The following is a 2,092-nucleotide window of genomic DNA, read 5'->3' as shown; positions in this document are numbered from 1 at the left end:
TACTGGATGGACGATGCGGTGTGGCAGGGCGTGCGCGCCTACTGTGAAGCCAATATCTGTGTTGAAGACTGGTTTGAATCCTTTGTTGCACAGGATGTGGTGCTGGATGGGCTGATCTATGAGCTGGTCTACCAGCAGTTCGATCAGTGGCTGGCGGATAACGGCGGTCAGGACTTCAGCATGCTCACCGAATTCATTCAGAACTGGAACAGAGACACCAATCGCTGGGTCGATGCGGTGGTGAAAATTGCTGCGACCGAGTCCGACGCCAATAAGCAGTTACTCAGTCAGTGGGTTGAACACTGGAAGGGGAAAGCCCTGGAAGCGCTGGCGCCGCTGGCGGCCGAGATGATCGGTTCAGATGCCCTGGCGATTGCCGAAGATGCCTGGGGTAAACGTCTGGCAAAAGCCGGACTGTAATAACACCACGAATAAAAACAATAAGGTTTCTAACCATGTCAAAAGTCTATATCGCCCTGCAGGACAATGATGAGTCCCGCTATATCGTTGAAGCCATTGAAGAGAGTAATCCGGATGCCACGGTTATCCATCAGCCCGCCATGATCCGCATCGAGCGGGAGCACCGGCTGGTGATTGAACGGGCCGTCGTGGAAGAGAAGATGGGCCGGGAGTGGGATGTGCAGGAGCTGCACGTCAACCTGATCACCCTCGGCGGTAACGTGGATGAAGATGACGACCAGTTCGTCCTTGAGTGGAAACAGTAAGGGGAAACATCATGGCTGCTAAAAAATTAAATATAAAAGATAAGTACCGCCTGCTCACCCGTGATCTGGACTGGGATTTCTCCTATGAAGAGCGGCAACAGGCATTTCCCTACGAGGAGTTTGAGGGGATTAAAATCACCGACTGGAATAAGTGGGAAGACCCGTTCCGTCTGACCATGGATTCCTACTGGAAATATCAGGCAGAGAAGGAGAAAAAACTTTATGCCATCTTCGATGCCTTTTCACAGAACAATGGTCATCTGAATGTCACTGACTCCCGCTATGTGAATGCGGTGAAGCTGTTTCTCACCGGAGTCTCTCCGCTGGAATATCAGGCCTATCAGGGCTTCGCTCATGTGGGTCGTCAGTTTGGCGGTGTCGGTGCCCGGGTGGCGTGTCAGATGCAGTCGTTGGATGAGCTGCGTCATGTGCAGACGCAGATCCATGCGATGAGCCACTACAACAAGTTCTTCGATGGCTTCCAGGAGTTCAGCCATATGCATGACCGGGTGTGGTATCTGTCGGTACCCCGCTCATTCTTCTGTGATGCCCGCAGTGCTGGCCCATTCGAGTTTATGATCGCCATCGGCTTCTCCTTTGAATACGTGCTGACCAATCTGTTGTTTGTGCCCTTTATGTCGGGTGCTGCCTATAACGGCGATATGGCCACGGTGACCTTTGGATTCTCCGCGCAGTCTGACGAGGCCCGCCATATGACTCTGGGGCTGGAGGTGATCAAGTTCCTGCTGGAGCAGCATGAAGACAATGTGCCGATTGTGCAGAAGTGGATCGACAAGTGGTTCTGGCGCGGTACCCGTCTGCTGACCATCGTGGCGATGATGATGGATTACATGTTGCCGAATAAGGTGATGTCCTGGAAAGAGGCCTGGGAGGTCTACTTCGAAGAGGCCGGTGGTGCGCTGTTTAAAGATCTGGCCCGTTACGGCATTCGCATGCCGAAATACGCCGAAACCATCGAGAAAGAGAAGGAGCATATCTCCCATCAGGCCTGGTGGACCTTCTATATCCACGGGCATGTTGCCGGGTTCCACACCTGGATTCCAAGCGATGAGGAGCTGGATTGGCTGTCGGCGCAATACCCGGATACCTTCGATAAATACTATCGTCCGCTGTGGGAACTGGCCAAAGAGATGGAAGCGAAAGGAGAGCGGTTCTACAACTCCGGCTTGCCTCAGCTGTGTCAGACCTGTCAGATCCCGATGCTGTTTACCGAGATGGATAACCCGAATCAGAACTCAATGCGTGACTTTGTTTATCAGGGTGAGCGTTATCACTTCTGCTCCGATGGTTGCTGCGACATCTTTAAAGAGGAGCCGGAAAAATATCTCCAGGCCTGGCTGCCGGTA

At 52.9% G+C, this 2,092-nt stretch carries 2 protein-coding genes and 1 pseudogene; all 3 read left to right on the top strand.

What is annotated here, in order from left to right; all coding sequences use genetic code 11:
* A pseudogene (locus tag ACQY8X_RS20840) lies at positions 1-420 on the top strand (phenol hydroxylase); the annotation flags it as partial.
* Positions 421-455: 35 nt separating this feature from the next.
* The gene (locus ACQY8X_RS20835; RefSeq protein ID WP_205211162.1) at positions 456-725 is read left to right on the top strand and encodes an MmoB/DmpM family protein; all 270 of its coding nucleotides are present in this window, start codon (positions 456-458) and stop codon (positions 723-725) included.
* Positions 726-736: 11 nt separating this feature from the next.
* The coding region (locus ACQY8X_RS20830; protein WP_428037050.1) for an aromatic/alkene/methane monooxygenase hydroxylase/oxygenase subunit alpha at positions 737-2,092 on the top strand (1,356 nt) is incomplete at its 3' end.

This window comes from Amphritea sp., assembly GCF_050300915.1.
Lineage (GTDB): Bacteria > Pseudomonadota > Gammaproteobacteria > Pseudomonadales > Balneatricaceae > Amphritea.
The sequence above is the reverse complement of the archived record's forward strand: the minus strand, read 5'-3'. Positions and strand labels throughout refer to the sequence as shown.

Coding starts and splice junctions, on each gene's coding strand:
- ACQY8X_RS20835 (WP_205211162.1), top strand. CDS start 456: ATGTCAAAAGTCTATATCGCCCTGCAGGACAATGATGAGTCCCGCTAT.